The organism is Peterkaempfera bronchialis, assembly GCF_003258605.2.
Taxonomy (GTDB): Bacteria; Actinomycetota; Actinomycetes; order Streptomycetales; family Streptomycetaceae; genus Peterkaempfera; species Peterkaempfera bronchialis.
In genome coordinates this window covers 1,928,717-1,953,811 of record NZ_CP031264.1, presented here as the reverse complement: position 1 = coordinate 1,953,811, position 25,095 = coordinate 1,928,717, and the positions used below count along the sequence as shown (strand labels likewise).

Annotated in this window: 22 protein-coding genes; 12 read left to right on the top strand and 10 right to left on the bottom strand. The window is 73.1% G+C overall.

The genetic code is table 11. The annotated features are described in order from the left end of the window. Position 1 precedes the first annotated feature (1 nt). Entirely contained in the window at positions 2-874 is an 873-nt protein-coding gene (locus C7M71_RS08600; protein WP_111493339.1) for an isoprenyl transferase, read from the top strand. 64 nt (positions 875-938) lie between these two features. Here C7M71_RS08600 and C7M71_RS08595 read toward each other — a convergent pair whose 3' ends face one another. From C7M71_RS08595 to C7M71_RS08580, 4 genes are read right to left on the bottom strand one after another with little or no spacing between them, the layout of a single operon-like run. Further along, complete coding sequence (locus tag C7M71_RS08595; protein ID WP_111493341.1) at positions 939-1,349, bottom strand: Fur family transcriptional regulator; 411 nt, start codon at positions 1,347-1,349, stop codon at positions 939-941. Positions 1,350-1,383: 34 nt separating this feature from the next. Continuing rightward, entirely contained in the window at positions 1,384-2,337 is a 954-nt protein-coding gene (locus C7M71_RS08590) for a metal ABC transporter permease (RefSeq protein WP_114914261.1), read from the bottom strand. After that, positions 2,334-3,116, bottom strand: coding sequence for a metal ABC transporter ATP-binding protein (locus C7M71_RS08585; RefSeq protein WP_111494896.1), 783 nt, complete (start codon positions 3,114-3,116; stop codon positions 2,334-2,336). Before C7M71_RS08585 ends, C7M71_RS08590 begins: the two co-directional genes overlap by 4 nt. Continuing rightward, complete coding sequence (locus C7M71_RS08580) at positions 3,113-4,072, bottom strand: metal ABC transporter substrate-binding protein (RefSeq protein ID WP_111494894.1); 960 nt, start codon at positions 4,070-4,072, stop codon at positions 3,113-3,115. Before C7M71_RS08580 ends, C7M71_RS08585 begins: the two co-directional genes overlap by 4 nt. Positions 4,073-4,261: 189 nt before the next feature. Here C7M71_RS08580 and C7M71_RS08575 point away from each other — a divergent pair, with 189 nt between their 5' ends. Then, entirely contained in the window at positions 4,262-5,644 is a 1,383-nt protein-coding gene (locus tag C7M71_RS08575; RefSeq protein ID WP_111494892.1) for a glycine--tRNA ligase, read from the top strand. A gap of 306 nt (positions 5,645-5,950) precedes the next feature. On the opposite strand, the gene C7M71_RS08570 is transcribed toward C7M71_RS08575, so the two are convergent. Beyond that, positions 5,951-7,318, bottom strand: a complete 1,368-nt coding sequence (locus tag C7M71_RS08570) for a hypothetical protein (protein ID WP_114914260.1) — start codon at positions 7,316-7,318, stop codon at positions 5,951-5,953. 203 nt (positions 7,319-7,521) lie between these two features. Beyond that, the gene (locus tag C7M71_RS08565; protein WP_111494422.1) at positions 7,522-8,121 is read right to left on the bottom strand and encodes an NADAR family protein; all 600 of its coding nucleotides are present in this window, start codon (positions 8,119-8,121) and stop codon (positions 7,522-7,524) included. Between the two features lie 138 nt (positions 8,122-8,259). On the opposite strand from C7M71_RS08565, the gene dusB reads away from it, so the two are divergent. The 3 genes from dusB to C7M71_RS08550 all read left to right on the top strand — a co-directional run bounded on the left by dusB (position 8,260) and on the right by C7M71_RS08550 (position 13,197). After that, on the top strand, positions 8,260-9,435 hold the full coding sequence (dusB, locus tag C7M71_RS08560; RefSeq protein ID WP_111494420.1) for a tRNA dihydrouridine synthase DusB: 1,176 nt from the start codon (positions 8,260-8,262) through the stop codon (positions 9,433-9,435). Positions 9,436-9,878: 443 nt separating this feature from the next. Continuing rightward, positions 9,879-12,596: a pyruvate, phosphate dikinase gene (gene ppdK, locus C7M71_RS08555; protein WP_111494418.1), complete on the top strand. Its 2,718-nt coding sequence runs from the start codon at positions 9,879-9,881 to the stop codon at positions 12,594-12,596. A gap of 163 nt (positions 12,597-12,759) precedes the next feature. After that, positions 12,760-13,197, top strand: a complete 438-nt coding sequence (locus C7M71_RS08550) for a ribonuclease domain-containing protein (protein WP_114914259.1) — start codon at positions 12,760-12,762, stop codon at positions 13,195-13,197. Here the strand turns inward: C7M71_RS08550 and C7M71_RS08545 are convergent. Further along, on the bottom strand, positions 13,194-13,976 hold the full coding sequence (locus tag C7M71_RS08545) for a FadR/GntR family transcriptional regulator (protein ID WP_175607658.1): 783 nt from the start codon (positions 13,974-13,976) through the stop codon (positions 13,194-13,196). The two genes, C7M71_RS08550 and C7M71_RS08545, sit on opposite strands and share 4 nt — an antisense overlap. A gap of 109 nt (positions 13,977-14,085) precedes the next feature. On the opposite strand from C7M71_RS08545, the gene C7M71_RS08540 reads away from it, so the two are divergent. Together C7M71_RS08540 and C7M71_RS08535 are read left to right on the top strand one after the other, a co-directional pair. Then, positions 14,086-14,991 (top strand): carbon-nitrogen hydrolase family protein, encoded by a 906-nt coding sequence (locus tag C7M71_RS08540; protein ID WP_111489949.1) that lies wholly within the window; start codon positions 14,086-14,088, stop codon positions 14,989-14,991. A 21-nt stretch (positions 14,992-15,012) separates the two neighbouring features. After that, positions 15,013-16,377, top strand: coding sequence for an APC family permease (locus tag C7M71_RS08535; protein ID WP_229758619.1), 1,365 nt, complete (start codon positions 15,013-15,015; stop codon positions 16,375-16,377). 99 nt (positions 16,378-16,476) lie between these two features. On the opposite strand, the gene C7M71_RS08530 is transcribed toward C7M71_RS08535, so the two are convergent. After that, positions 16,477-16,917, bottom strand: coding sequence for a nitroreductase/quinone reductase family protein (locus C7M71_RS08530; protein WP_111489975.1), 441 nt, complete (start codon positions 16,915-16,917; stop codon positions 16,477-16,479). 185 nt (positions 16,918-17,102) lie between these two features. Between C7M71_RS08530 and C7M71_RS08525 the strand changes: the two genes are divergently transcribed. After that, the gene (locus C7M71_RS08525) at positions 17,103-17,798 is read left to right on the top strand and encodes a TetR/AcrR family transcriptional regulator (RefSeq protein ID WP_111489950.1); all 696 of its coding nucleotides are present in this window, start codon (positions 17,103-17,105) and stop codon (positions 17,796-17,798) included. Positions 17,799-18,083: 285 nt separating this feature from the next. Here the strand turns inward: C7M71_RS08525 and C7M71_RS08520 are convergent, their stop codons facing one another. Then, positions 18,084-18,788 (bottom strand): GNAT family N-acetyltransferase, encoded by a 705-nt coding sequence (locus C7M71_RS08520; protein ID WP_111489951.1) that lies wholly within the window; start codon positions 18,786-18,788, stop codon positions 18,084-18,086. 544 nt (positions 18,789-19,332) lie between these two features. On the opposite strand from C7M71_RS08520, the gene C7M71_RS08515 reads away from it, so the two are divergent. The 3 genes from C7M71_RS08515 (at position 19,333) to C7M71_RS08505 (ending at position 22,057) form a co-directional block, all read left to right on the top strand. Continuing rightward, the gene (locus tag C7M71_RS08515) at positions 19,333-20,265 is read left to right on the top strand and encodes a PAC2 family protein (RefSeq protein ID WP_111489952.1); all 933 of its coding nucleotides are present in this window, start codon (positions 19,333-19,335) and stop codon (positions 20,263-20,265) included. A 133-nt stretch (positions 20,266-20,398) separates the two neighbouring features. Further along, complete coding sequence (locus C7M71_RS08510; protein ID WP_111489953.1) at positions 20,399-21,388, top strand: SGNH/GDSL hydrolase family protein; 990 nt, start codon at positions 20,399-20,401, stop codon at positions 21,386-21,388. Positions 21,389-21,469: 81 nt separating this feature from the next. Next, positions 21,470-22,057: a hypothetical protein gene (locus C7M71_RS08505; RefSeq protein WP_111489954.1), complete on the top strand. Its 588-nt coding sequence runs from the start codon at positions 21,470-21,472 to the stop codon at positions 22,055-22,057. Between the two features lie 9 nt (positions 22,058-22,066). Here C7M71_RS08505 and C7M71_RS08500 read toward each other — a convergent pair whose 3' ends face one another. Next, complete coding sequence (locus tag C7M71_RS08500; protein ID WP_111489955.1) at positions 22,067-23,833, bottom strand: ABC transporter ATP-binding protein; 1,767 nt, start codon at positions 23,831-23,833, stop codon at positions 22,067-22,069. A gap of 217 nt (positions 23,834-24,050) precedes the next feature. Between C7M71_RS08500 and C7M71_RS08495 the strand changes: the two genes are divergently transcribed. After that, complete coding sequence (locus C7M71_RS08495) at positions 24,051-24,506, top strand: hypothetical protein (RefSeq protein WP_111489956.1); 456 nt, start codon at positions 24,051-24,053, stop codon at positions 24,504-24,506. Positions 24,507-25,095: the final 589 nt, after the last annotated feature.

Genomic DNA, 25,095 nt, shown 5'->3' with positions numbered 1-25,095 from the left:
GATGGCAGGACGACGGTTCTTCGGCGGCGGGCAGCAGCGCACGTACCTGCCGCCCAGCCCGCACCCCAGCGGCGCCCAGCCGCCGAAGATCCCGGGCGAGCTGGTGCCGGAACACGTCGCCATCGTGATGGACGGCAACGGCCGCTGGGCCAAGGAGCGGGGACTGCCCCGCACCGAGGGCCACAAGGTCGGCGAAGGCGTGGTGCTGGACGTGCTCAAGGGGTGCATCGAGCTGGGGGTGAAGAACCTCTCGCTGTACGCCTTCTCCACCGAGAACTGGAAGCGCTCCCCGGACGAGGTGCGCTTCCTGATGAACTTCAACCGGGATGTCATCCACCGCCGCCGCGACGAGATGAACGCCATGGGCGTGCGGGTGCGCTGGGCCGGCCGGATGCCCAAGCTCTGGAAGAGCGTGGTGCAGGAGCTCCAGGTCGCCGAGGAGATGACCCGGGACAATGACGCGGTGACGCTGTACATGTGCGTCAACTACGGCGGGCGGGCGGAGATCGCGGACGCCGCCGCAGCCCTCGCGCAGGATGTGGCGGCGGGTCGGCTCGACCCGGCGAAGGTCACCGAGAAGACCTTCGCGCGCTACCTCTACCACCGCGACATGCCGGACGTGGACCTCTTCCTGCGCCCCAGCGGCGAGCAGCGGACCTCCAACTTCCTGCTCTGGCAGTCCGCTTACGCCGAGTTCGTCTTCCAGGACGTGCTCTGGCCGGACTTCGACCGCCGCGACCTGTGGCGGGCCTGCGAGCAGTACGCGATGCGCGACCGCCGGTTCGGCGGCGCCCAGCCCAACCAGGTGCCCGCCGGCGAGGAGACCGCAGGCGAGGAGACTGTCGGCGAGGAGACCGCAGGCGACCAGGTCTGACGGGTACGGCGGCACACCAGGGGCCCGGGAGGCGACTGCCTCCCGGGCCCCTGGAACGCGCCCGCTAACCGGCGGCGGCGCAGCCCGCGCAGGTACCGAAGATCTCCAGCGTGTGGGCGATGTCCGAGAAGCCGTGCTCGGCGGCCACCGCGTCCGCCCAGCGCTCCACCGCCGGACCCTCGACCTCCACCGTGCGCCCGCAGCTGCGGCAGACCAGGTGGTGGTGGTGCCCGCTGCTGCACCGCCGGTAGACCGCCTCGCCCTCGGCGGTGCGCAGCACATCGACCTCGCCCGCGTCGGCGAGCGACTGCAAGGTGCGGTAGACGGTGGTGAGGCCCACCGAGTCGCCCTTGTGCTTGAGGAGGTCGTGAAGCTCCTGCGCGCTGCGGAAGTCCTGGATCTCGTCCAGGGCAGCGGACACGGCGGCGCGCTGCCGGGTCGATCGGGCACGCGGCGACGGACTGGCGGTGGTCACCGGAGTCCTCCTCGGTTGCGGGTGCTGTGAAGCTTCATTGTGCCAGCGTTGCCCCCGGTGCCGGTTGCCGCTCGTCGGCCGCGCCGCCGCTGCCGCCGCTGACGCTCTCGCCGCTCGCCCGGGGGGCGGGCAGCACCAGGTCGCAGGCGGCCGGATCGGCGGTGCCGGCGCGGTGGCGGCGGCGGGCCAGCGGCATGGCGACCAGGCCGATCAGACCGAAGACGACCATGGCGAGGACCACGATGGTGGGGCCGGGCGGCAGGTCCTGGTAGTAGGAGGCGGTGGTGCCGGTCAGCGAGACCGCCACGCCGACGCCGACGGCCAGTGCCTGGGTGGCGGCGAAGGACCGGGTGACCTGCTGGGCGGCGGCGACCGGAACCACCATCAGCGCGCTGACCAGCAGCAGCCCGACCACTCGCATGGCCACGGTGACGGTGACGGCGGCGGTGACCGCCAGCAGCAGGTTGAGCAGCCGCACCGGCAGCCCGGTGACCCTGGCGAACTCCTCGTCCTGGCAGATGGCGAAGAGCTGCCGCCGCAGGCCGACGGTCATGGCGATGACGAAGACGGCGAGCAGCGTGATGGTGAGGATGTCGCCGGCCGAGACGGTGAGGATGGACCCCCACAGATAGGTGGTGAGGTTGGCCATCGAGCCATTGGGCGCCAGTTTGATGATCAGCGCGCCGCCGGCCATGCCGCCGTAGAAGAGCATGGCCAGCGCGATGTCGCCACGGGTCCGGCCGCGCGCGCGGATCAGCTCCATGAGGACCGCGCCGGCGGCGGCTACCAGGGTGGCCATCCAGACCGGGCTGGTGTTGAGCAGGAAGCCCAGCGAGACGCCGGTGAGGGCGACATGGCCGATGCCGTCGCCCATGATCGCCTGGCGGCGCTGCACCAGGTAGAGGCCGACGGCGGGGGCGGTGATGCCGATCAGCAGGGCGGCGAGCAGCGCCCGCCGCATGAAGTCGGTGGAGAGCATCTCGGTCATGGCAGCAGCCCCGTCGCGGTCGTGCTCCTACGGTGGTCGTCGGCGGCGTGCGGATGCACGTGGTCATGGCCGGGCAGCGCATGCTGGCCGGTGGCCGGTGGCGGCGGTCCGTCGTGGGTGACGCAGCCGTCACGCAGCACCACGGCGCGGTCGATCAGCGGTTCCAGCGGGCCCAGTTCATGCAGCACCAGCAGCACGGCCGCGCCGCGCTCGACCTCCCGGTGCAGCGTCTCGGCGAGTACCTGCTGGCTGGCGAGGTCCACGCCGGCCATCGGCTCGTCCATGATCAGCAGATCGGGTTCGGAGACCAGGGCGCGGGCGATCAGCACCCGCTGCTGCTGGCCGCCGGAGAGGTCGGCGACGCCGTCTCCCGCCCGGTCCAGCATGCCGACCGCCGCCAGCGCGCGGTCGGCGGCCTCGCGGTCGCGGCGGCGGAAGGGCAGCAGCCCGTGCCGGGAGAGCCGGCCGGTGGCGACGACCTCGCGGACGCTGGCGGGTACGCCGCTGGCGGCGGTGGTGCGCTGCGGTACGTAGCCGATCCGGTGCCAGTCGCGGAACCTGCCGTACGGGGTGCCGAAGAGCTCCAGCCCGCCGCGTTGCAGCGGCACCGAGCCGACCACGGCGCGGACGGTGGTGGACTTGCCGGAGCCGTTGGCGCCCAGCAGGGCGACCACCTCGCCGGGGCGCACCACGAGGTCCACCCCGCGCAGCACCGGCCGTCCGCCGAGCGAGGCGACGGCGTCGCAGAGGCAGACGGCCGCAGGGGCGTCCGCGCTCATCGGGCCGCCCCGAAGGCCGCTTCGAGGTTCTTGAGGTTCTGCCGCTGGACCGAGAAGTAGTCGTCCTTGGCGGGGTCCTTGACGCCCTCGATCGGGTCCAGCACGGCGGTCTTGAGGTGCAGGTCGTGGGCGAGGGTGGTGGCCAGCTTGGGGTTGGTGAGGGTCTCGAAGAAGATCGTGCTGACGCCGTGCGCCTTGGCCTGCTTCTGGATGTCGGCGAGCCGGGCGGGGCTGGGCTCGGACTCGGGGTCCACGCCGTTGATGGCGATCTGGGTGATGCCGTAGCGGTCCGCGAGGTAGCCGAAGGCGGCGTGGCTGGTGATGAACTCCTTGCCCTTGTAGGGCTCAAGGCCGGTGCGGAACTCCTGGTCCAGCGCGGTGAGCCGGGTCACCAGCGCCTCGGCGTTCTTCCGGTACTCGGCGGCGTGGTCCGGGTCGGCCTTGGCCAGCTCCTCGCCGACGCCCTTGGCCACGGTGGCGTAGCGGGTGGGGTCGAGCCAGATGTGCGGGTCGCCGGTGGTGTGGGAGTGCTCCTCGCCGTCCTCGCCGCCCTCCTCGTCCAGGTGGTGGTCGACCAGCGGGGAGAGGGTGGATGCCTCCACCACATGGGAGACGCCGGACTGCGCCACGGCGTCGTCCACGGCGGGCTGGAGCCCCTTGAGGTAGACCACCACGCCGGCCTTGCCCACGGCGGCGACCTGCTTGGGGGAGAGCTCCAGGTCGTGCGGCTCCACGCCGGGGGAGGTGAGGTCGGTGACGGCGACATGGCTGCCGCCGATCTGCTCGGCCAGGTACTCCAGGGGGTAGAACGACGCCACCACGCCCAACTTGCCGCCTCCGGCCGGGCTCCCGCCGCCGGCCGAGGCACTGGTGCCGCCTCCGCTTCCGCAGGCGGCGAGGGCCAGGGAGGCGGTGGCGGCGAGGGCTATGGAGGGAAGGACGCGACGGTGGCTCATGACAACCATTCTCATTTGAAGTGGAAACGATTGTCAATTCTCAGCTGTTCGGACGATCAGACCGCCGCAGCGGGGCAACGGATTTGAAACCGCTCCTGCCCGGGCCGGTAACCTGAGGTATTCGGTTGTGCCGCTCCGCGGCACCCTCCCCGAGCCCTTTGACCGCGTCGTCGTACTGAAGAGAGCACTGTGGCCGCCGACAAGATCGACACGATCGTCAGCCTGAGCAAGCGCCGTGGCTTCGTCTACCCCTGCAGCGAGATCTACGGTGGTCAGCGCGCCGCCTGGGACTACGGGCCACTGGGCGTGGAGCTCAAGGAGAACATCAAGCGGCAGTGGTGGCGTGCCATGGTCACCGGTCGCGAGGATGTGGTGGGCATCGACTCCTCGGTGATCCTCGCCCGCGAGGTGTGGGAGGCCTCCGGCCACGTCGCCACCTTCAACGACCCGCTGACCGAGTGCACCTCCTGCCACAAGCGGTTCCGCGCGGACCACCTGGAGGAGGCGTACGAGGCCAAGCACGGCCATGTCCCGGCCGGCGGCCTCGCCGACGTCAACTGCCCCAACTGCGGCAACAAGGGCACCTTCACCGAGCCCAAGCAGTTCTCCGGCATGCTCAAGACCCACCTGGGCGTGACCGAGGACGCCTCCGGTCTGGCCTATCTGCGCCCGGAGACCGCGCAGGGGATCTTCGTCAACTTCAAGGCCGTGCAGCAGACCTCGCGCAAGAAGCCGCCGTTCGGCATCGCCCAGACCGGCAAGTCCTTCCGCAACGAGATCACCCCCGGCAACTTCATCTTCCGCACCCGCGAGTTCGAGCAGATGGAGATGGAGTTCTTCGTCAAGCCCGGCGAGGACGAGAAGTGGCACGAGTACTGGCTCCAGGAGCGCTGGGACTGGTACACCGGCCTGGGCATCAACCCCGACAACATGCGCTTCTTCGAGCACCCCAAGGAGAAGCTCTCCCACTACGCCAAGCGCACGGTGGACATCGAGTACCGCTTCAACTTCGGCGGTCAGGAGTTCTCCGAGCTGGAGGGCGTCGCCAACCGCACCGACTACGACCTCTCGGTGCACAGCGAGCACTCCGGCCAGGACCTGAAGTACTTCGACCAGGAGTCCGGCGAGCGCTGGTTCCCCTATGTCATCGAGCCTGCGGCCGGCCTCAACCGCGCCATGCTGGCCTTCCTGCTGGACGCCTACTTCGAGGACGAGGCGCCCAACGCCAAGGGCGTGCTGGAGAAGCGCGTCGGCATGCGCCTGGACCCGCGCCTCGCGCCGGTCAAGGTCGCCGTGCTGCCGCTCTCCCGCAACACCGACCTCTCCCCGAAGGCGCGCGGCCTGGCCGCCGACCTCCGCCAGGCGTGGAACGTCGAGTTCGACGACGCCGGCGCCATCGGCAAGCGCTACCGCCGCCAGGACGAGATCGGCACCCCGTTCTGCGTCACCGTCGACTTCGACACCCTTGAGGACAACGCGGTGACCGTCCGCGAGCGCGACACCATGGCCCAGGAGCGCGTCTCCCTGGACCAGGTCAAGTCCTACCTGGGTGCCCGCCTCCTCGGCTGCTGACACCCACCCGCGCACCCTCCGCGCACCCTCCGCGCACCGCAGGGGCGTACCGGCGGCTCGACCGCCGGTACGCCCTCGCCGTCTCTCAGGCGGCCCTCCGCAGGGCGCGGCGGTCCGGCACCGGGGCCCCGGCCGGAGCGGGCCGGCCAAGCGGGCGAGCTGGACCTGCCCCCCGCCGACGCCGACCACCGCCGGGTGCTCGCGGTGCTGCGCTTCCTCGCCGCACCCCTGAGACACCGCCGGGGAACGGCGGCGCTCAGTGGCGATCGGCTCGGCTCGACTGGGCTCGGCGGAGTTCGGCTGGGCTCAGCGGCTGCGGCGGCCCAGGCGGTTGCGGCCGGAGGACGCCGGGACATGCAGCGGCAGTCCGGCCAGCCGGAGCGCCGAGGCGATGTCGCGCCGCCGCTCCGGGGCGGTCTCCTCGGCGGCGGCCAGCAGCCGCCCGTACACCTCGGGGCGGCCCTCGGCCATCAGCACCGAGCCGAGCCGCGCCAGGTCGCCCGGCTGCCGCCCACGGACCAGGGTCCGCAGCAGCACCTCGTTCGCCGACTCCCGGCCCGCGTCCGCCAGGGCCCGGACCAGGTCCGCGACCTCGGGCGCGGCCCGGCTGGCGGTCTGGCCCAGCAGGCTGCGCAGGTCCGCGTCGCGTCCGGCGTCGGCCAGCGCCCCCACCAGCGCCGCCACCTCGTCCGCGGGGGCCGACGCCGACTCCCAGAGCAGCGTCGCCGCGTCCGCCGCCTGCCCGGTGCGCTCCAGCGCGGCGAAGAGCGGCGGCAGCCGGTCCGGGGGCCATGACCAGAGCTGGTGGAAGAGCTCCTGCGCCTCCTCGGTCAGCTCCGCCTGGCGCAGCAGCGACAGCACCTGCGCGGCATGGTCGGCCGTACCGCCGGCGGCGGCCCGGGCCAGATAGCCGGCCGAGCCGGACGGCCCCCCGGTGTGCAGCTCGGCGGCCAGCGCGGCCACATCGGCCGGGGCCAGCGACAGCGCGGCCTCGGCGACCGCCGCCACCGCCTGCCGGCCCTGCCCGGCCGCATGCATCCCGGACACCCGGGCCGCCAGCGCGACCGGGTCCACGATCGGCCACGGCTGCTGCCGGGCCGCCTCCGCGTCGGACCCGGGCCGCTCCCCGGCCATCGGGCGCTCCCCGGCCACCTGGCGGTCCCGGCCGTCGCGTGCCTCGGGGACCTCGGCCGGTGGCTCCGGTATGGGCCGGTCGGCGGCGGCCCCGCCGTGCCGGGCTCCGCCCGCCCGCCGTGGACGCGTCCGCCGACCGGCGGCCGGGCCGGGCTCCGGCTCGACCCTGGCCTCGGGCGCGAGGTCCCCCTCGATCTCGACGTCGATCGGCGCCTCGGCCTCGGGCTCCGCCTCGCCCGGGGGCGGTGGGGAGGCCCCGTTCCAGCGGGCCTGCGCCTCCACGCCGCGCAGCTGCTCGCTGAGCCGCAGGCACTCCGCCCCCAGCTGCTCCCGGTATGCCCGCGCCTGGGCCAGCTGCCGGGCCGCCTCCGGGTCCGGCCCCGCCGGGGGTGCGGCGTAGCGATGCCCGGCCGACCGCAGCTCGGCGGCCAGCCGCCGCTCCCGCTGTACGGCGTACTGGCGTGCCCGCAGCATCTCGTCCAGTTGCATGCGCATGTCGTCGACCTGCACGGGGTCCGGAGCCCCGCCGTGAACCGCCATGGTGCGACCTCCCACCGGGCGCCCGTCCGGCCCCGGCCCTCGTCTCCCCCGACCTGGCACCGGCCACCGACCCCGGGCGTCCACTTGGTTACCGGGGGTCATGGCCGGTGGCCATCCTGCCGCAAAGAGGGCATGGGAAGGTAGCGAATCGCGTCCATTTGTCGGCGCGGTTCCGGGCGGCGGCGGCCGCAGCCGCCTGACTATCAGTCAGCAAGCTTGCGGCGGGCCTCCATCAGCGCGAAACCCAGCAGGTTGAGCCCTCGCCAGCGGGCCGGATCGGCGGCGCGCCGATCATCGGCGGCCAGGCCGATGCCCCAGATCCGGTCCAGCGGACTGGCCTCCACCAGCACCCGGTGCCGGGTGGCGAGCAGATAGGCGGAGAGCGCCGCGTCCTGTCCGAACTTGGCGACGTTCCCCTCCACCACCAGCTCGGCCCGCTCCCGCGCCCACTGCTCCTCGCGGAACCCCCGCACCAGCCGGCCCAGCTTCCTGGCCTCCCCCGGGGTGCGCGCCGCCAGGATGCCGCCCAGTGTCTCCTCGTCCCCGAACAGCCGGGCCTTGCCCGCCATCATCCAGTGCTCGGCGGTGGCGTACTCCACCCCGTCCACCGTGAAGGGGGACGGCCACCACTGGCTGAGGCACCCGGCGCCGACGCTCCCGTCCCGCTGCGGCCGGGGTCCCCAGAACATCAGATACCTCGGTCGCACCCCGGAGGCGGTGAGGTCGGCCAGCTCGGAGCGGCTGCGGACGGCCGCGGGCTCGGTGGGCCGGGTGGGCTCGGTGTGCCCGGTGCTGGGCTGCATCGCGCTCATGGCCCGATCGTCGCACCCGCCCCCGACAGCGCCCACGGAATTTCCGGATGACGTACGCACCGGCGCCCCCGGGCGGTGGGGGAGAATGGGTCTCTCCGGACCACCGCTCCCACCCCGAGGACCACAGGCATGACCACCACCGCCGAACCCGCCGCCACCGCACCCCAGGGCGGCTTTGCGCCGCTGCGGGTGGGGCCGATGCAGGTGTGGCCGCCGGTGGTGCTGGCGCCGATGGCGGGGATCACCAATGCGCCGTTCCGCACGCTCTGCCGGGAGCAGAGCGGCGGCCGGGGGCTGTTCGTCAGCGAGATGATCACGACCCGGGCGCTGGTGGAGCGGGACCGCAAGACCCTGCGGCTGATCCGGTTCGACCCCAGCGAGCAGCCGCGCTCCATCCAGCTGTACGGGGTGGACCCGGTCACCGTGGGCCGGGCCGTGCGCATGATCGCCGACGAGGACCTGGCCGACCACATCGACCTGAACTTCGGCTGCCCGGTGCCCAAGGTGACCCGCAAGGGCGGCGGCTCGGCGCTGCCGTACAAGCGGAACCTGCTGCGCGCCCTGCTGCGCGAGGCGGTCGGCAACGCGGGCGCGCTGCCGGTGACGGTCAAGATGCGCAAGGGCATCGACGACGCCCACCTCACCTACCTGGACGCCGGGCGGATCGCCGCCGAGGAGGGGGTGGCGGCCATCGCCCTGCACGGCCGCACCGCCGTGCAGCACTACGGCGGCACCGCCGACTGGTCGGCGGTCGCCCGGCTGCGCGAGGCGGTGCCGGACGGGATTCCGGTGCTGGGCAACGGCGACATCTGGTCGGCGGACGACGCGGTGCGGATGATGCGGGAGACCGGCTGCGACGGCGTGGTGGTGGGGCGCGGCTGCCTGGGGAGGCCGTGGCTGTTCAAGGACCTGGTGTCGATCTTCGAGGGCGAGGTGGACTACCAGCGTCCGTCGTTCCGCCGGGTCGCCTCGGTGATGCTGCGCCATGCCGAGCTGCTGGGGGAGTGGATCGGCGACGAGGCGCGCGGCGTGATCGACTTCCGTAAGCATGTGGCCTGGTACACCAAGGGCTTCTCGGTCGGCTCCGAGATGCGGGTGAAGCTGGCGAACGCCTCCTCGCTGGCCGAGCTGGAGGGCCTGCTCTCCTCGCTCGACCTGGACCAGCCCTGGCCGGAGGGGGCGGACGGCCCGCGCGGCCGGACCACCGGGGAGCGCCGGGTGGTCCTCCCCGAGGGCTGGCTGGACGACCCGTACGACTGCGCGGTCCCGGGCGCCGACGCCGAGCTGGACACCTCCGGCGGCTGAGCCGGGGCGGCGTCCGTACCGGAGCCCGTACGGCTGGTGAGACGCGGCCGTGACGCTGGACACATACCGGGGCGGTCGCCGCTCCCCGGGGGTGCGCGGCGGCCGGTGCCGGGCGCGGATCGGTTCCCGAAGGGGGGTCCGGCGGATCGGGCGCGCTGTCTCCAGGTAATCAAGACGTGGTGGCACTGAGTGCCAGCCCGGCTCTCCGGCGGTCGCCCAGATGTGATCATGGAGTTTCGCCGACTTCGACAAATGAACGCGAGCTAGCGTCAAGCGGACGATTTCACAAACGCAGGTGATCAAGCCCTGAAGGCATGGAAGTGTCGGGTCGGGGCCGACTCCGAAGCTCTGACGGCCTATCGGCTGCGCTGAGCGGCCTTTGAAATGGGTATGTTCTCCGCCGTCAGGGCAACCGTGCGACCCGTTGCGCGAGGAGAACACCCGTGCCGAAATTCGTCTACTCCTTCACCGAGGGCAACAAGGACCTCAAGGATCTTCTCGGCGGCAAGGGAGCGAACCTCGCCGAGATGACCAACCTCGGACTGCCCGTCCCTCCGGGCTTCACCATCACCACCGAGGCATGCAAGGTCTACCTGGAGTCCGGCAGCGAGCCCGCCGGACTCCGCGACGAGGTGAGTGCGCACCTCGACGCCCTGGAGCAGACCATGGGCAAGCGGCTGGGACAGGCCGACGACCCCCTGCTGGTCTCGGTGCGCTCCGGGGCCAAGTTCTCCATGCCGGGCATGATGGACACCGTCCTCAACATCGGCCTCTCCGACGCCTCGGTGGCCGGACTCGCGGCCCAGGCAGGCGATGAGCGCTTCGCCTGGGACTCCTACCGCCGCCTTGTCCAGATGTTCGGCAAGACGGTGCTGGGTGTGGACGGCGACCTCTTCGAGGAGGCGCTGGATGAGGCCAAGCACGCCAAGGGCACCACCAATGACCTGGACCTGGACGCCGCCGACCTGGAAGCCCTGGTCGACCGGTTCAAGGACATCGTCCGCAAGGAGACCGGCCGGGACTTCCCGCAGGACCCGCGCGAGCAGATGGACCTCGCCGTGCACGCGGTCTTCGAGTCCTGGAACAGCGACCGGGCCAGGCTCTACCGCCGCCAGGAGCGCATCCCCAACGACCTGGCCACGGCGGTCAACGTCTGCTCCATGGTCTTCGGCAACCTCGGCGCCGACTCGGGCACCGGTGTCGCCTTCACCCGCGACCCCTCCACCGGCACCCAGGGCGTCTACGGCGACTACCTCCAGAACGCCCAGGGCGAGGACGTCGTCGCCGGCATCCGCAACACCGTCCCGCTGGCCGAGCTGGAGACGCTGGACAAGGCGTCGTACGACCAGCTGATGACCATCATGGAGACCCTGGAGAACCACTACCGGGACCTCTGCGACATCGAGTTCACCATCGAGCGCGGCAAGCTGTGGATGCTCCAGACCCGGGTCGGCAAGCGCACCGCGGCCGCCGCCTTCCGGATCGCGGTCCAGCTGGTCGACCAGGGCCTGATCGACCTGGACGAGGCGCTGCACCGGGTCAACGGCGCCCAGCTGGCGCAGCTGATGTTCCCCCGCTTCGCGGAGCCCGCGACCTCCTCGGGGGAGGGCAAGGCCGACCGGATCGCCTGGGGCATCGCCGCCTCGCCCGGCGCCGCCGTCGGCAAGGCCGTCTTCGACTCCTACACCGCCGTCAAGTGGTCCCGCTCCGGCGAGAAGGTCATCCTGGTACGCCGGGAGACCAACCCCGACGACCTGGACGGCATGATCGCCGCCGAGGGCATCCTCACCTCCCGGGGCGGCAAGACCTCGCATGCGGCCGTGGTGGCCCGAGGCATGGGCAAGACCTGTGTCTGCGGCGCCGAGGAGCTGGAGGTCGACACCAAGAAGCGCCGCTTCGCCACCGCCGACGGCCGGGTCGTCGAGGAGGGCGACCTGATCTCCATCGACGGCTCCACCGGCAAGGTCTACCTGGGCGAGGTCCCGGTGGTCCCCTCCCCGGTGGTGGAGTACTTCGAGGGCACCCTGCACGCCGGGGCCGACGAGCAGGGCGGCCTGGTGCAGGCGGTGCACCGGATCATGGCGCACGCCGACGTACGGCGGAGGCTGCGGGTCCGCGCCAACGCCGACAACGCCGACGACGCCTCGCGCGCCCGCCGCTACGGCGCCCAGGGCATCGGGCTCTGCCGCACCGAGCACATGTTCCTCGGCGAGGAGCGCCGCAAGGAGGTCGAGCAGCTGATCCTGGCCGACACCGACCAGGAGCGCGAGTCCGCGCTGCGCACCCTGCTGCCGCTGCAGAAGGGCGACTTCGTCGAGCTCTTCCAGGCCATGGACGGGCTGCCGGTCACCGTACGGCTGCTGGACCCGCCGCTGCACGAGTTCCTGCCCGACATCACCGAGCTGTCGGTGCGGGTCGCCCTCGCCGAGGCCCGCAAGGACCCGCACGAGAACGACCTGCGGCTGCTCCAGGCCGTGCACCGGCTGCATGAGCAGAACCCGATGCTGGGCCTGCGCGGCGTACGCCTCGGCCTGGTCATCCCCGGCCTCTTCTCCATGCAGGTCCGGGCCATCGCGGAGGCCGCCGCCGAGCGGCGGCTGGCGGGCGGCGACCCCAGGCCGGAGATCATGATCCCGCTGGTGGGCACCGTCCAGGAGCTGGAGATCGTCCGCGAGGACGCCGAGAAGGTGCTGGCCGAGGTCAGGGCCGCCACCGGCGTCGACCTGGACATCAAGCTCGGCACCATGATCGAGCTGCCGCGCGCCGCCGTCACCGCCGGGCAGATCGCCGAGGCGGCGGAGTTCTTCTCCTTCGGCACCAACGACCTGACCCAGACCGTGTGGGGGTTCAGCCGCGACGACGTCGAGGCGTCCTTCTTCACCGCCTACCTGGAGAAGGGCATCTTCGGCGTCTCCCCGTTCGAGACCATCGACCGGGACGGCGTCGGCTCGCTGGTCAAGCAGGCCGTCGCGGCCGGCCGGGCCACCCGGCCCGACCTCAAGCTGGGCGTCTGCGGCGAGCACGGCGGCGACCCGGACTCGGTCCACTTCTTCCACGAGGTGGGGCTGGACTACGTCTCCTGCTCCCCCTTCCGCATCCCGGTGGCACGCCTGGAGGCCGGCCGCGCCGCCATCGAGACGGCGGGCAGCGACTCGCGCTGATACCACGCAGCGAGAGTCGGTGACCGCACCCGTGCGGCGGAGCTCGGCGCAGGAGACGCCGCCGCACGGCAGGCCCCGGGGCGGGGCCGGACAATGGCGTCCGGTCCCGCCCCGGCGGCATTCCCGCCTTGATCGCGGAGCCGTGGGCGGCCATGCTGCTGGGATGACGTTCCGCCGCGCGGCCGCCGCCGCACTGCTGGCCGCGCTCGCCGCCGGCTGCGCCTCGACCTCCGCGCCGTCGGGCGCCCACCCCGCCGGGCCGACCGCGCCGCCTGCGTCGTCCGGGCCGTCGGGTGCCTGGCATCCCTCGGACCCCGCGATACCCGACATCTGCGGTACCCGGCTGCCCGACCAGGCCCATGACACCCTGGCGCTGATCCAGGCCGGCGGCCCCTACCCGTACCGCTCGGACGGCACGGTCTTCGGCAACCGCGAGCGGCTGCTGCCCCGTCAGCGGTCCGGCTACTACCACGAGTTCACCGTCCGCACCCCGGGCTCCCGGGACCGCGGCGCCCGGCGGATCATCACCGGCAGCGGCGGCGAGGAGTACTGGACCGCCGACCACTACGCGTCCTTCAAGGAGATCGACACACGCTGCTAGGCGGTGTCCGCCTCGCCGCCGAGCAGGCCGACGAACATCGTCTGGTGCAGCTCCTCGACATGGCGCCGGGTGATGTCGGCCGCCCCGGCGGCGTCGTGCCGGCGCAGCGCCTCGACCAGGGCGCGGTGCTCGGCGTTGGAGGCACGCAGTGCCTCCATGGGATACGGCAGGTAGTAGCGGTAGAGGTCCCGCAGCAGCGCGCTGTACGGCTCGGTGACCGAGTCGAGCCCGGTGGCGGCGGCCACCGCGAGGTGGAACCGCTCGTCGCAGCTGTGGAACTCGGCCCAGCTGGGGGCCTCGTCCATCTCCGCGACCAGGTCGTCCAGCCGCTTCAGGGTGTCGTCGTCCACCCGGGCGGCGGCCAGGTGCGCCACCCCGCACTCCAGGACCAGCCGGTGGTCGATCAGCCGGCGTACGGCGGCGCTGTCCGACCGGAAGGCGGCGGTGGTCTCGGCGGCGGCGCGGGCGGGCCGCTCGGCGACCAGGGTGCCGCCGGTCCGGCCCCGACGCCGTTCGAGGACGCCGTCCCGGCAGAGTGAGACCAGGGCCCGGCGGGCGGTGATCTCGCCGACGCCCAGCGCCGCCGCGATCCGGTCGCTGCTCGGCAGCCGCTCGCCGGGCGCGAGCAGGCCGAGGTCGACGGCGAGGCCGATCCTGGCCCGTACGGCGTCCAGGGCGGAGAGCCGCCGGATGCCGCTGAGCGCGGGAGTGTTGAGACCCAGGGCGACGTCCGCGCCCGGATCCGGGTCCGGTTCCGGTCGGTCGGGGGAGCCAGGCATGGGTGTCACTGTAGCCGGAGAAGAAAACATCTCATGCTGATCAGTATTGCTTAAGTGCTCATCTTGCTCTAATTTCACCCCGACGCCCCGTAAGAAGCAGGTGACTTCCGTGTCCCGACCTCTGCCCATCGCCCTGGCCCAGGCGCCGCCGCGCCTGGCGACGGCACCGCTCTCCGGCTTCGCCGAGGAGGTGGAGTCCCTCCTCGCGCGCTTTCCGCAGACCCGGCTGGCGGTCTACCCCGAGCTGCACCTGTGCGGGGTGGACGGGCCTCCCGGCCGGGAGGAGGAGCAGTTGCAGGAGGCCGCCGAGCCGCTGGACGGCCGCCGTACCAGGCAGCTCGCCGAGCTCGCCGGCGACCTGGGCATCTGGCTGCTGCCCGGCAGCGTCTGCGAGCGCGGCCCGGGCGGGGAGCTGTTCAACACCGCGCTGGCCTTCTCCCCGGACGGCCGGCTGGCGGCGTCGTACCGCAAGGTCTTCCCCTGGCGGCCGCGCGAGCCGTACGTTCCGGGGGACCGGTTCGTGGTCATGGAGATCCCCGGGACCGGGCGGATCGGCTTCTCGATCTGCTACGACGCCTGGTTCCCCGAGGTCGCCCGCCATCTGGCCTGGATGGGCGCCGAGGTGATCGTCAACCCGGTGATGACCACCACCGGGGACCGGGCCCAGGAGCTGGTCCTGGCCCGGGCCAACGCCATCGTCAACCAGGTCTTCGTGGTCAGCGTCAACACCGCCGGACCGGTCGGCACCGGTCGCAGCCTGGTCGTCGACCCCGAGGGGCGGGTCCGCACCGAGGCCCCGTCCGAGGGGGCGACCGTCCTCACCGACGTCCTCGACCTGGATGAGGTCTCCCGGGTGCGCACCTATGGCACCGCTGGGATCAACCGCATGTGGGAGCAGTTCACCGACGCCGACTCCCCGCTGGAGCTACCGCTGTACGGCGGCCGTATCGACCCCCGCCGCTGGCGCCCCGCGACCCCCGCCGAGCCCCCGGCGGAACCCCCCGCCCGCACCTGAACCACCCCAGGAGCCCACCCCGTGGACCACAGCACCGCCGCGCCGAGCCTGACGCGCGCCCTGACGCTCAGATCCGTCGTTCTCTTCGGCCTCGCCTATATGACTCCGCTGATCGTCCTGGGGACGTTCGGCGTGGTGGCCGACATCACCCATGGCGCGACCCCCACCGCCTATCTGCTGGCGCTGGCGGCGATGATCTTCACCGCCCACAGCTACGGACGGATGGCCGCCTTCCACCCGGTGGCCGGCTCCGCGTACACCTACGTCCGGCGGTCCATCGACTCCCGGGTGGGCTTCCTGGTCGGCTGGGCCACCCTGCTGGACTACTTCTTCCTGCCGATGGTCATCTGGCTGATCGGCGGGGCCTACCTCCAGGCCCAGTTCCCCGGGGTCCCCTTCTGGACCTGGATCCTGGCCTTCGTGGTCCTCACCACCGTGCTCAACCTGCTGGGGATCAAGACCGCCGAGCGGGTCAACGACCTGCTCATGGTCTTCCAGATCCTGGTCATCGCGATCTTCGTACTGCTCTCGCTGCGCCATGTCTTCCACCTCGGCGGAGCCGGGGCGGTGGTCAGCGGCACACCGTTCGCCAACAGCGCCACCACCTTCGCGGGCATCTCGGCCGGCGCCGCCATCGCGGCCTACTCCTTCCTCGGCTTCGACGCGGTCACCACGCTCACCGAGGAGACCGTCAACCCGCGCCGCACCATCCCGCGCGCCATCATGCTGATCGCGCTGATCGGCGGCGGCATCTTCGTCGGCGTCGCATACGCCACCCAGCTGGTCCACCCCGGCAGCACCTTCTCCGACCCGGACTCGGCCGCCTTCGAGATCGCCAAGACCATCGGCGGCGACCTCTTCTCCTCGATCTTCCTCGCGGGCCTGGTGGTCGCCCAGTTCTCCTCCGGGATCGCCGCCCAGGCCAGCACCTCCCGGCTGCTCTTCGCCATGGGCCGTGACTCCGTCCTGCCGCGCAAGCTGTTCGGCTATGTGCACCCCCGCTTCCGGACCCCGGCCTTCAACATCCTGCTGACCGGCGCGGTCGGGCTGATCGCGCTGCGGCTCAATGTGGCCACCTCCACCTCCTTCATCAACTTCGGCGCCTTCACCGCCTTCACCTTCGTCAATGTGAGCGTCATCGCCACCTTCGTCCGCGAACGCCGCGCGGGCCGCGACCTCGGCGCGCTCCGCCATGTGGCCGCGCCCGCGATCGGGGCCGTGGTGGACCTCTGGCTGCTGGCCCACCTGGACGGCAAGGCCCTGGTGCTGGGGCTGATCTGGCTCGGGCTCGGGGTGGCCTACCTGGCCTATCTGACCGGGATGTTCCGCACCGCGCCGCCGGAGATGGAGTTCTCCGAGGAGCCTCGGGTCGCCGAGGCCGGCTGAGCGACGCCAGGGCCGGTCCCCGCCGTGCGGGGGCCGGCCCTGACCGCTGCCCGCCGGGTGTCCGCCAGGTGCCCGCCGGGTGTCCGGTTCAGCGGGTCTTCAGCGGTCGAGGACCCGGAAGACCGGGTAGCCGGGGGCGATACGCAGCAGCTCGGCGTCCGAGGCGTCCGGGCCGATGCCGTCGAAGAAGACGCCGACCTCGAACTTCCAGCGCCGGAGGTAGGCCCGCAGCACCGCAGGCTTCTCGGTGTCGGCCAGCTCCGCCACCCGGAAGGGCTCGGCGCGGCGGCCCAGCCGCAGCTCCCCGCCGCCGGAGACGCGGATGTTGCGCACCCACTGGGTGTGGCCGCGCGGCGCGACCAGATAGCGCTCGCCCTGGTGGGTCAGCAGGTTGACCGGGGTGGTGCGCCACTCGCCGCTGCTGCGTCCGCGCACCGCCAGCACCCGGGAGCCCCAGACGCTGAGCCCGGCCCTGGTCAGCGCGGCCACCAGGCGGTTGGTGAGGTCACCGGCCAGGCGGCCCAGGGCGGTGGTCGGCATCACATAGCGGACGGGCCGGGGGGTGGTGGCGTCGGACATCTCGGGCTCCCTTTGGATGGTTTCGGCGACTTCCGAGAGCAGTGCTCTCGTTTCGTCTGCCCTGAGAGTGGCACCCGGCTCCGAGCGTTGTCAAGAGCAGTGCTCTCGAATGCGTGCGACGCTCCGATCTCTGGCAGACTGCGCCCATGGCCGCCATCCGTACCGCCCGGCAGCGGGCCCGCGAGGAACTCACCCTGGAGATCAAGGAGGAGGCCCGCCGGCAGCTCGCCGCCGAGGGCGCCCAGCGACTCTCGCTACGCGCCGTCGCCCGCGAGCTGGGCATGGTCTCGTCCGCGCTCTACCGGTACTTCCCGAGCCGCGACGAACTGCTGACCGCGCTGATCATCGACGCGTACAACGCCCTGGGCGAGCGGACCGAGGCAGCGGTCGCCGCCGCCCCGCCCGGCGACCACCGCGCCCGCTGGCGGGCCCTCTGCCACGCCGTACGGGACTGGGCACGCGAGCACCCCCATGAGTACGCGCTGGTGTACGGCACCCCGGTGCCCGGCTACCAGGCGCCGCAGGCCACCATCGGCCCGGCGGCCAGGGTCGCCCTGGTCCTGGTCGCCGTGGTGCGCGCCGCCGGGCCCGGCCCGCAGACCGCCGCCCGGGTCCCCACCGGGCAGCTCGCCGACCAGCTGACCGGCCTGGCCGCGCAGCTCGGAGGCGAGCTGCGCCCCTCCGACATGGCGCGCGGCCTGATCGCCTGGACGCAGCTCTTCGGCATGGTCAGCTTTGAACTCTTCGGCCATCTGGTCGGCTCCGCCGACCCGGCGGACCCGTTCTTCGCCCATGCGGTGGAGGAGATGGCCGACTTCCTCGGGCTGCCCGAGGCCCCCTGACTCGGCGGCGCAGCCAGTCCGCCGCCAGTGCCGCGCTCGCCGACCGCCGGTGCCACCCGGCGGCGGGGCCGTAGCTAGTCGCCGGTCCCGTCCTCCCGGTGGTCCTCCAAGGCGTCCGGCTCGGCCCGGCACGCCCGGGTACTCCGCCAGGGGCACCGCCGACAGGTCCCCGCGCACGGCGGAGGGGTGTGCCCGGCCAGGGTGGATCAGGTAGTCGCCCTGGCCGGGGCGGAGTGTGCCGTACCCGAAGAACGGAGGTCGGGCGCGGCGGAGGTCAGGCCGGGATCAGGCCGGGATCAGGCCGGGATCGGCGGTCAGCGGGCGGTCCGGGGCGCTTGGGGAGTCGGCCGCCGCGATCCGCAGCTCGATGATGTCCCGTACGGCCGGCCACTCCTCGTCCAGGATCGAGTAGAAGGCCGTCCCCCGGACCAGCCCGTCAAGGCCCCGGGTGTGGGCCCGGCGGACGCCCTCGCAGACCGCGCCCAGCCGCTCGATGGCGGCCCGGGAGCGCAGATTGCGGGCGTCGGCGCGGAGCGAGATCCGGCGGACCCCCCAGGTCTCGAAGGCATGCCGCAGCATCAGCAGCTTGGCCTCGGTGTTGATCCCGGTGCCCTGCGCGCGGGCGGAGAGCCAGGTGCCGCCGATCTCGGCGGCGTCGGGCACGGCGGCGTACGGGTCGCCCAGCGGGCCGCGCGGCACGGGCGGCCAGAGCACCGGGCCCTGCCAGTAGTCCAGCTCGGCGAACCGGGTGGAGCCGACCACCAGCCCGTCGGACACCCGGACGGTGGCGAAGGGCATGGCGAGCCCGGCGGCCTGGTCGGCCAGGGCCGCCGCGACATACGCGCGGGCGGCCTTCAGTCCGTGCGGCACGGGTGTGAAGGCATACGCCGTGCGGTCCTCGGCCGCGGCGGCGGCCAGGGCCGGGGCGTGCCGCTCGGTGAGCGGCTCCAGCCGCACCATGCGGCCGGTGAGGGTGACGGAGACGGGCACGGGCCTTCGGTCCTTCGGCGAGGAGGCGGAGTGGACGGTCGCCCCGCCGCGCAGGTGCGGTCCGGCACCGGCCTGGCGGATCGGTGCGGCGGCCCCTGCGGCGTGCGGCGCATGCCGGGGTCGGCGACGGATCGCATGGGCCCGGCGGGGGGAGCGGGAGGGGACAGTGTGTGTCCGCGAGATGGCCGAGGCAGGAACGGGTGCGCGAAAGGAAGCAGGCGGCCAGATGAAGGCAAGGTGCGGGGAGGGGCTGGCCACGGCCGTGCGAAGCCGGGCAGCGAGAGGACGATACAGGGCCGCGGGCCGTGCGTCATCCCTCGGCACGCCGAGAGGGGCGCGCGGATTCCGCCGCGCACCGACCAGTGGCCCCGGCCGCCCGGGCACACCCTCTGGCCAGCGCGTTTGCCGGAATCCCGGCGGGGACGGACCAGGTGGCCGGGCAGGGGAATGCGGTGGCCGCCCGTGACGCTGAGGTGTCCCGAGAGAGGGTTCCCGCGCGCATGGCGCCGGGCACCCGTCCGGGACGGAAGGAATTGGGTGCACGGTGCGTGATCCGGAGGCTCTGTACGACCTGGAGCGGGAGGGCGTGGAGGCGGTGGCCGCCACCGCCGCCGAGTCGCCCGGGCTGGTCCTGCTGTACCACCTCGGGGGCTTCATGGACGCCGGCGAGGCCGGCGCCCAGGTGGTGGAGCACCTGCTGGAGCACGGCGAGCCGCAGGTGGTGGCCCGCTTCGACCACGACCGGCTGGTGGACTACCGGGCACGCCGGCCCCCGATGACCTTCGACCGCGACCGCTGGTCGGCGTACGAGCCGCCGGAGATCCTGCTGCACCTGGTGCACGACGCGGCCGGTACGCCGTTCCTGCTGCTGAGCGGCCCCGAGCCGGATGTCGAGTGGGAGCGGTTCGCGGCGGCCGTACGCGGGCTGGTCGCCCGCTTCGGGGTGCGGCTCGCGGTGGACTTCCACGGCATCCCGATGGGCGTGCCGCACACCCGCCCGGTGGGCCTGACCCCGCACGGCAACCGGCTCGACCTGGCCGCCGCCCACCCCCGCTGGTTCGAGCAGGCACAGGTGCCCGGCAGCGCCCAGGGGCTGCTGGAGTACCGACTCGCGGAGGCGGGCCACGATGTGCTCGGCTTCGCCGTCCACGTCCCGCACTATGTCGCCCGGTCGGCCTATCCGGCGGCGGCGGTCGCGGTGCTGGAGGCGGTGCAGTCGGCGACCGGCCTGGTGCTGCCCGGTACCGAGCTGCGCGAGCGGGTCACCGAGGTCCGCGCGGACATCGACGAGCAGCTGGCCCAGACCGACGGCGAGCTGCCCACCGCCATCCGTGGCCTGGAGAGCCAGTACGACGCCGTGGCCGGCGCGGAGAGCCGGGAGAGCCTGCTCGCCGAGCAGGCCGAGCTGCCGTCCGCCGACGAGCTGGGGCGGCGCTTCGAGGAGTTCCTGGCCGAGCAGGAGCACGGCGCGGACTGACCCGGCGGCCGTCCCGCCGTCCCCCCGACGGCGCCCGCCGGGAGTCCTCCGGCGGGCGCCGGACGTTGCACGCTCGTACGGTTCGAGGAGAGGGCCGTCGCACGCCCTGACCCGACCCCCGGGGAGCCCGCCGATGCAGAAGAAGGACCTGCGGACCGCCGCCGGCGCCCTGGCCGCGACCGGAGCGCTGCTGCTCACCGCCGCCTGCTCCGGCGGCGGCGGCTCCCAGGCGGGCCCCGCCAAGCCCGCCCCCGTACCGGTGGCCACCACCGCGCCGAGCCCCGGCAGCGGCTCGTCCGCAGGCCCCTATGCGGCGCTCGGCGACTCCTACACCTCCGGGCCGCGCATCCCCACCCAGGCGGGCACCCCGCTGGGCTGCGACCGCTCCGACCGCAACTATCCGTCGCTGGTCGCCAAGGCGCTGGGCCTGACCGGCCGGGACTTCCGCGACGTCAGTTGCAGCGGCGCCACCACCGCCAACCTCGCCGCCCCGCAGTCCACCTCCGACGGTGTCAACCCGCCGCAGCTCGCCGCGCTGTCCACCCGGACCCGGCTGGTGACGCTCAGCATCGGCGGCAATGACGTGGGGTTTGTCGCCCTGCTCAGCCGCTGCGTCCAGGCGGGGGTGCTGCGCTCCCTCGGCCTGGACCGGTCCGCAGCGCCGTCCGGTGACGCGCCCTGCAAGGACTTCTACACCGCCTCCGGCCACGATGAGCTGGGGCAGCGGGTGCAGACGGCCGGGCGGCGGCTGGCGGCCGGGCTGGCGGAGGTCCGGCAGCGGGCGCCGCTGGCCCGGGTCTTCGTGGTGGGCTACCCGGCGCTGGTGCCGGAGTCCGGGGCGGCGTGCCCCTCGCAGCTGGGGCTGGCCGCCGGGGACGTCGCCTTTCTGCACGACGAGGAGCAGCGGCTCAACACCGAGCTGCGGCAGCGGGCCGAGGCGGCCGGGGCGCGCTATGTGGACACCTGGACGCCGTCGCTGGGCCACGACGCCTGCACCGCCGAGGCGGTCCGCTGGATCGAGCCGCTCTCCCCGGCTGCCCCCGCCGCGCCCGCCCACCCCAATGAGCGCGGCGAGCGCGGCATGGCCGACGCGGTGCTGCGGGCGGTACGGGGCCCGTTCTGACGCACTGCTCTGACGCACCGCCGCGTCAGTAGCATCGGGACGCACCCGGCCGCAGGCCGGTCGGACGGCGAGGGGCGCGCGATGGGCATGACCGGCGACATGGGCGGGGCCGGGCCGCAGGACACCGAGGCGGTCATCGACCTCACCCCGCCCGCCCCGGAGCCGGCCGCACCCGGCCCCGGGCCGCGCTGGCTCGGCCCGCTGGTGGTGATCGGCCTGCCGGTCGCCCTGGCGGCGGTGGTCGGCACCCTGCTCTACCGGCAGCTCTCCGCCCCGGACGGCACCGATGCGCGGGCCTGCCCCGGCAGCACCGAGAGCCTGGACTCGGCCACCGCCCGGTACGGAGTGCGGCTGCCCGCCGGCGCCGTCGACGTCCACTACCTCGCCGACCCCGGTGGCGCCGGCGGCGCCAAGGTGCCGCTGCACCTCGCCTACCGCGTCCCGCGCGCCACGCTGGACGCGTCGATGGAGGCCAACGGCCTGGCGCTGCGGGCCGAGACCTCCACCGGGTGGCTGGGCGCGTCGCGGATGTGCGGCCTGGAGGAGCCGAGCACCGGGGTGGCCCGCTGGACGGGCGTGCTGCTACCCACCGGCTACCCCGTCACCGGCCAGGTGTCCGTTTCGGGCAACCCCGACACGGCGCAGGTGCTCCTCCAGGTCGGCGGCTGAGCACCGCGATCAGGCGGACTGCGCCGCCTGGAGCCCCGCATACGCCCCGCCGCTGCGCAGCAACTGCTCATGGGTGCCGACCTCGGTGATCCGGCCGTCGTGCATCACCACGATCCGGTCGGCGCTGCGGATGGTGGAGAGCCGGTGCGCCACCACGAAGACCGTACGGCCGCGCACCAGCCGGGACAGCGCCTGCTGCACCAGCGCCTCGGAGTGCGAGTCCAGCGCCGAGGTGGCCTCGTCCAGCACCAGCACCCGGGGGTCCCGGATCAGCGCCCGCGCGATGGCCAGCCGCTGCTTCTGACCGCCCGACAGCCGGGCCCCGCGCTCGCCGACCACCGTGCCCAGCCCGGTCGGCAGCCGCTCGATGAACTCCAGCGCATTGGCGTCGCGCAGCGCCGCCCGTACCCGCTCCTCGGAGACATCCGACATCCCGTAGGTGACGTTCTCCCGGATGGTGCCCTCGAAGAGGATCGACTCCTGCGGCACCACCGACAGGAACCGCCGGTAGCTACGCAGGTCCAGGGACTCCATGTCGGCGCCGTCCAGCAGGATCCGGCCCTCGGTGGGCCGCAGGAAGCCGGTCACCAGGTTGAGCGCCGTGGACTTGCCCGCGCCCGAGGCGCCGACCAGGGCGATGGTCTCGCCGGGCCGCACCGAGAGGGTGAAGTCCCGCACCGAATGCCGCTCCGCGTCGTCGTACGCATAGCCGACGCCCTGGAAGTCCACCCGGCCGCGCACCTCGGCCACCTGGGCCTTGCCCGCGTTCTGCTCCAGGTCCGGCGCCTCCAGCACCTCGCCCGCGGACCGCACCGACTCCAGGCCCTTGCTGATCACCGGGGTCAGCCCCATCAGCGTGGTCACCGCCGCCGTCAGGGCGGAGAAGTACGCGCTGAGCATCACCACATCGCCGGGGGTGACGGCCAGCCAGCCGTAGTACGCGGCCAGCGCGGAGCCGGCCAGGCAGCCCACCCCCAGCGCATTGAGCATGATCCAGGCCAGCGCCCCGAACTGCCCATTGAGCCGGTCCAGCCGCAGACCCGCCGTCAGCACCTGCCGCAGGGTGCCGTCCACCCGGCGCAGCGCGGTGTGCTCCAGGCCGTGCGCCCGGGTGATCGGTATCAGGGTGGTCATCTCGCTCACCCGCGACGAGAGCTGCTCCACCTCCTGCCGGAACGACTCGTTGTATGCGCGCAGCCGCCCGCGCAGCCACATCACCAGCGCCGACGCGGCCGGCACCACCACCAGGAAGACCGGCAGGAACGCGGGCGCCCGCACCCCGATCACCACCAGCGCCCCGGTGAGCGTGGCCAGCGCCGACAGCCCCAGGTCGCCGGTCTGCTGGAACGCCTGCTCGACGCTCTCCACATCGCGGATCACCTTGGTCTGGAGCACCCCGGCGCTCACCCGGGAGTGGTAGCCGATGGAGAGCTGCTGCATCCGGTGGCAGAGCGCGGTCCGCATCCGGGTGCCCATCCGGCGGGCGCTGCCGTACCAGCAGCGGATGTAGACCAGCTGGAACGGATAGTTGAGCACCAGCATCACCAGCAGCAGCCCGGCGCCCAGCCACAGCTGGGTGATGGGCCGGTGCTGCACCACGACATCGATGACATTGGCGGTGATCAGCGGGGTGAGCCAGGTCGGGCTGTGCTTGATCAGGAACGCGAGCACGGCCAGCGCCAGCCGTCCCCGGTCCTGGTGGAGCAGATAGGCGAGGGTGCGGACGGGGTGCTCGCCTCGGTAGCGGTGATCGAGAGGTCCCTGCGGCAACGCCATGTCGGGAGTCTCCTGTGCGAGGGGTCGGGCTGGGATCATGCCGTGAGGGCCCACATATCTTCCCAGAAACGCATCCCCACCCGCACCGGAGTTCCTGGCCGCCCCCTCCCGGCGGGGGCCGGGGGCTAGACCCACGGGCAAGGACCCGGGTGAGGACGGTCTCGGCTCTCTGGGTCGCTGTCCGCAGTAGGCCGAGCAGCGGCTGCGGGATCGAGCCGTGGTCGAGGCCGGCGTTGCTCACCATGAGGGTGAGCGTGCCGGCTTCGCCGGGAGTCATCCGTCCGCGTGCCCCGGGGTGGCCCAGGAGGTCCCGGGCGGTGAAGGCGTCGTCGCTGCCCTGGGCGTCTCGGATCAGCTCGCCGTGCAGCAGGTCTGCCTGCTGCGGGCATGGGCCGGCCATGAGGTCGGCCACGGCCAGGCCGAGCCGGGTCCGGAAGGCGCCGGTGTCCGGACGGGGTACCGGTTCCCGGAGGGCGTGGAACGCGGCCAGCAGCCGTTCGGCGTCCCGGCGGGTGAGGTGCTCGTCGAGCAGCAGTGCGAGCGTGTGCAGGCACTCCGCGACGGCTTCTTCCCACGGCTTGTTGACCAGGCTGATCTCCAGGAGCGCGAGCGCGGTGCGGGTGCGTCCGGTGAGCAGGTGGGCGATCACGTGGACTTGGCGGCCTTCGCGTAGCCGCCCGCCGTCGGGGCCGTCGAGCATGGTGCGTTCAGCGGCGGTGTCCCACCGGCCGGCGGCGGCCAGGAAGCGGGGACCGTCCTGGCGGACGAGGATCCGCAGCCACTCCGCGGCCTGGCTTCGGTCCCGATCGGTCGCGGCGAAGGCGTCGAAGGGCACAGGCATGCCTGCTACCGGGACGCTTCCGCCGTGGTTCACGGCTTCGTCCAGGCCGAGCAGCGCCTGATATGCGCCGTACGGGTCCCCGGCACGGTGGGTGAGCCGGGCGAGGTTGACCAGCGGCTGGAGGGAGGCGATCGAGGCCGGGCCGGTCGTCGGCCAGGAGGCGCGCAAGAGGTGGAACTGCTGCTCGCACAGCTGCGCGGCGTAGGCGGGCATGCCGCAGTCCGCGGCGATCAGCGCTGCCAGGTTCCAGGCGGCGCAGGCCCGGTGTCGCCGGGCAGCCGGGTCCGGATCCTGCTCGGCGGCGAGGGCGTGCTCGCGCACTTCGCCGATCCGCGTCGCCAGGTCGGGGCAGGTCAGGCGGGGGCGGGACACCAGCGGAAACCGGGCGACCACCCGGCGGGCCGCATCCGGCAGCTCGCTG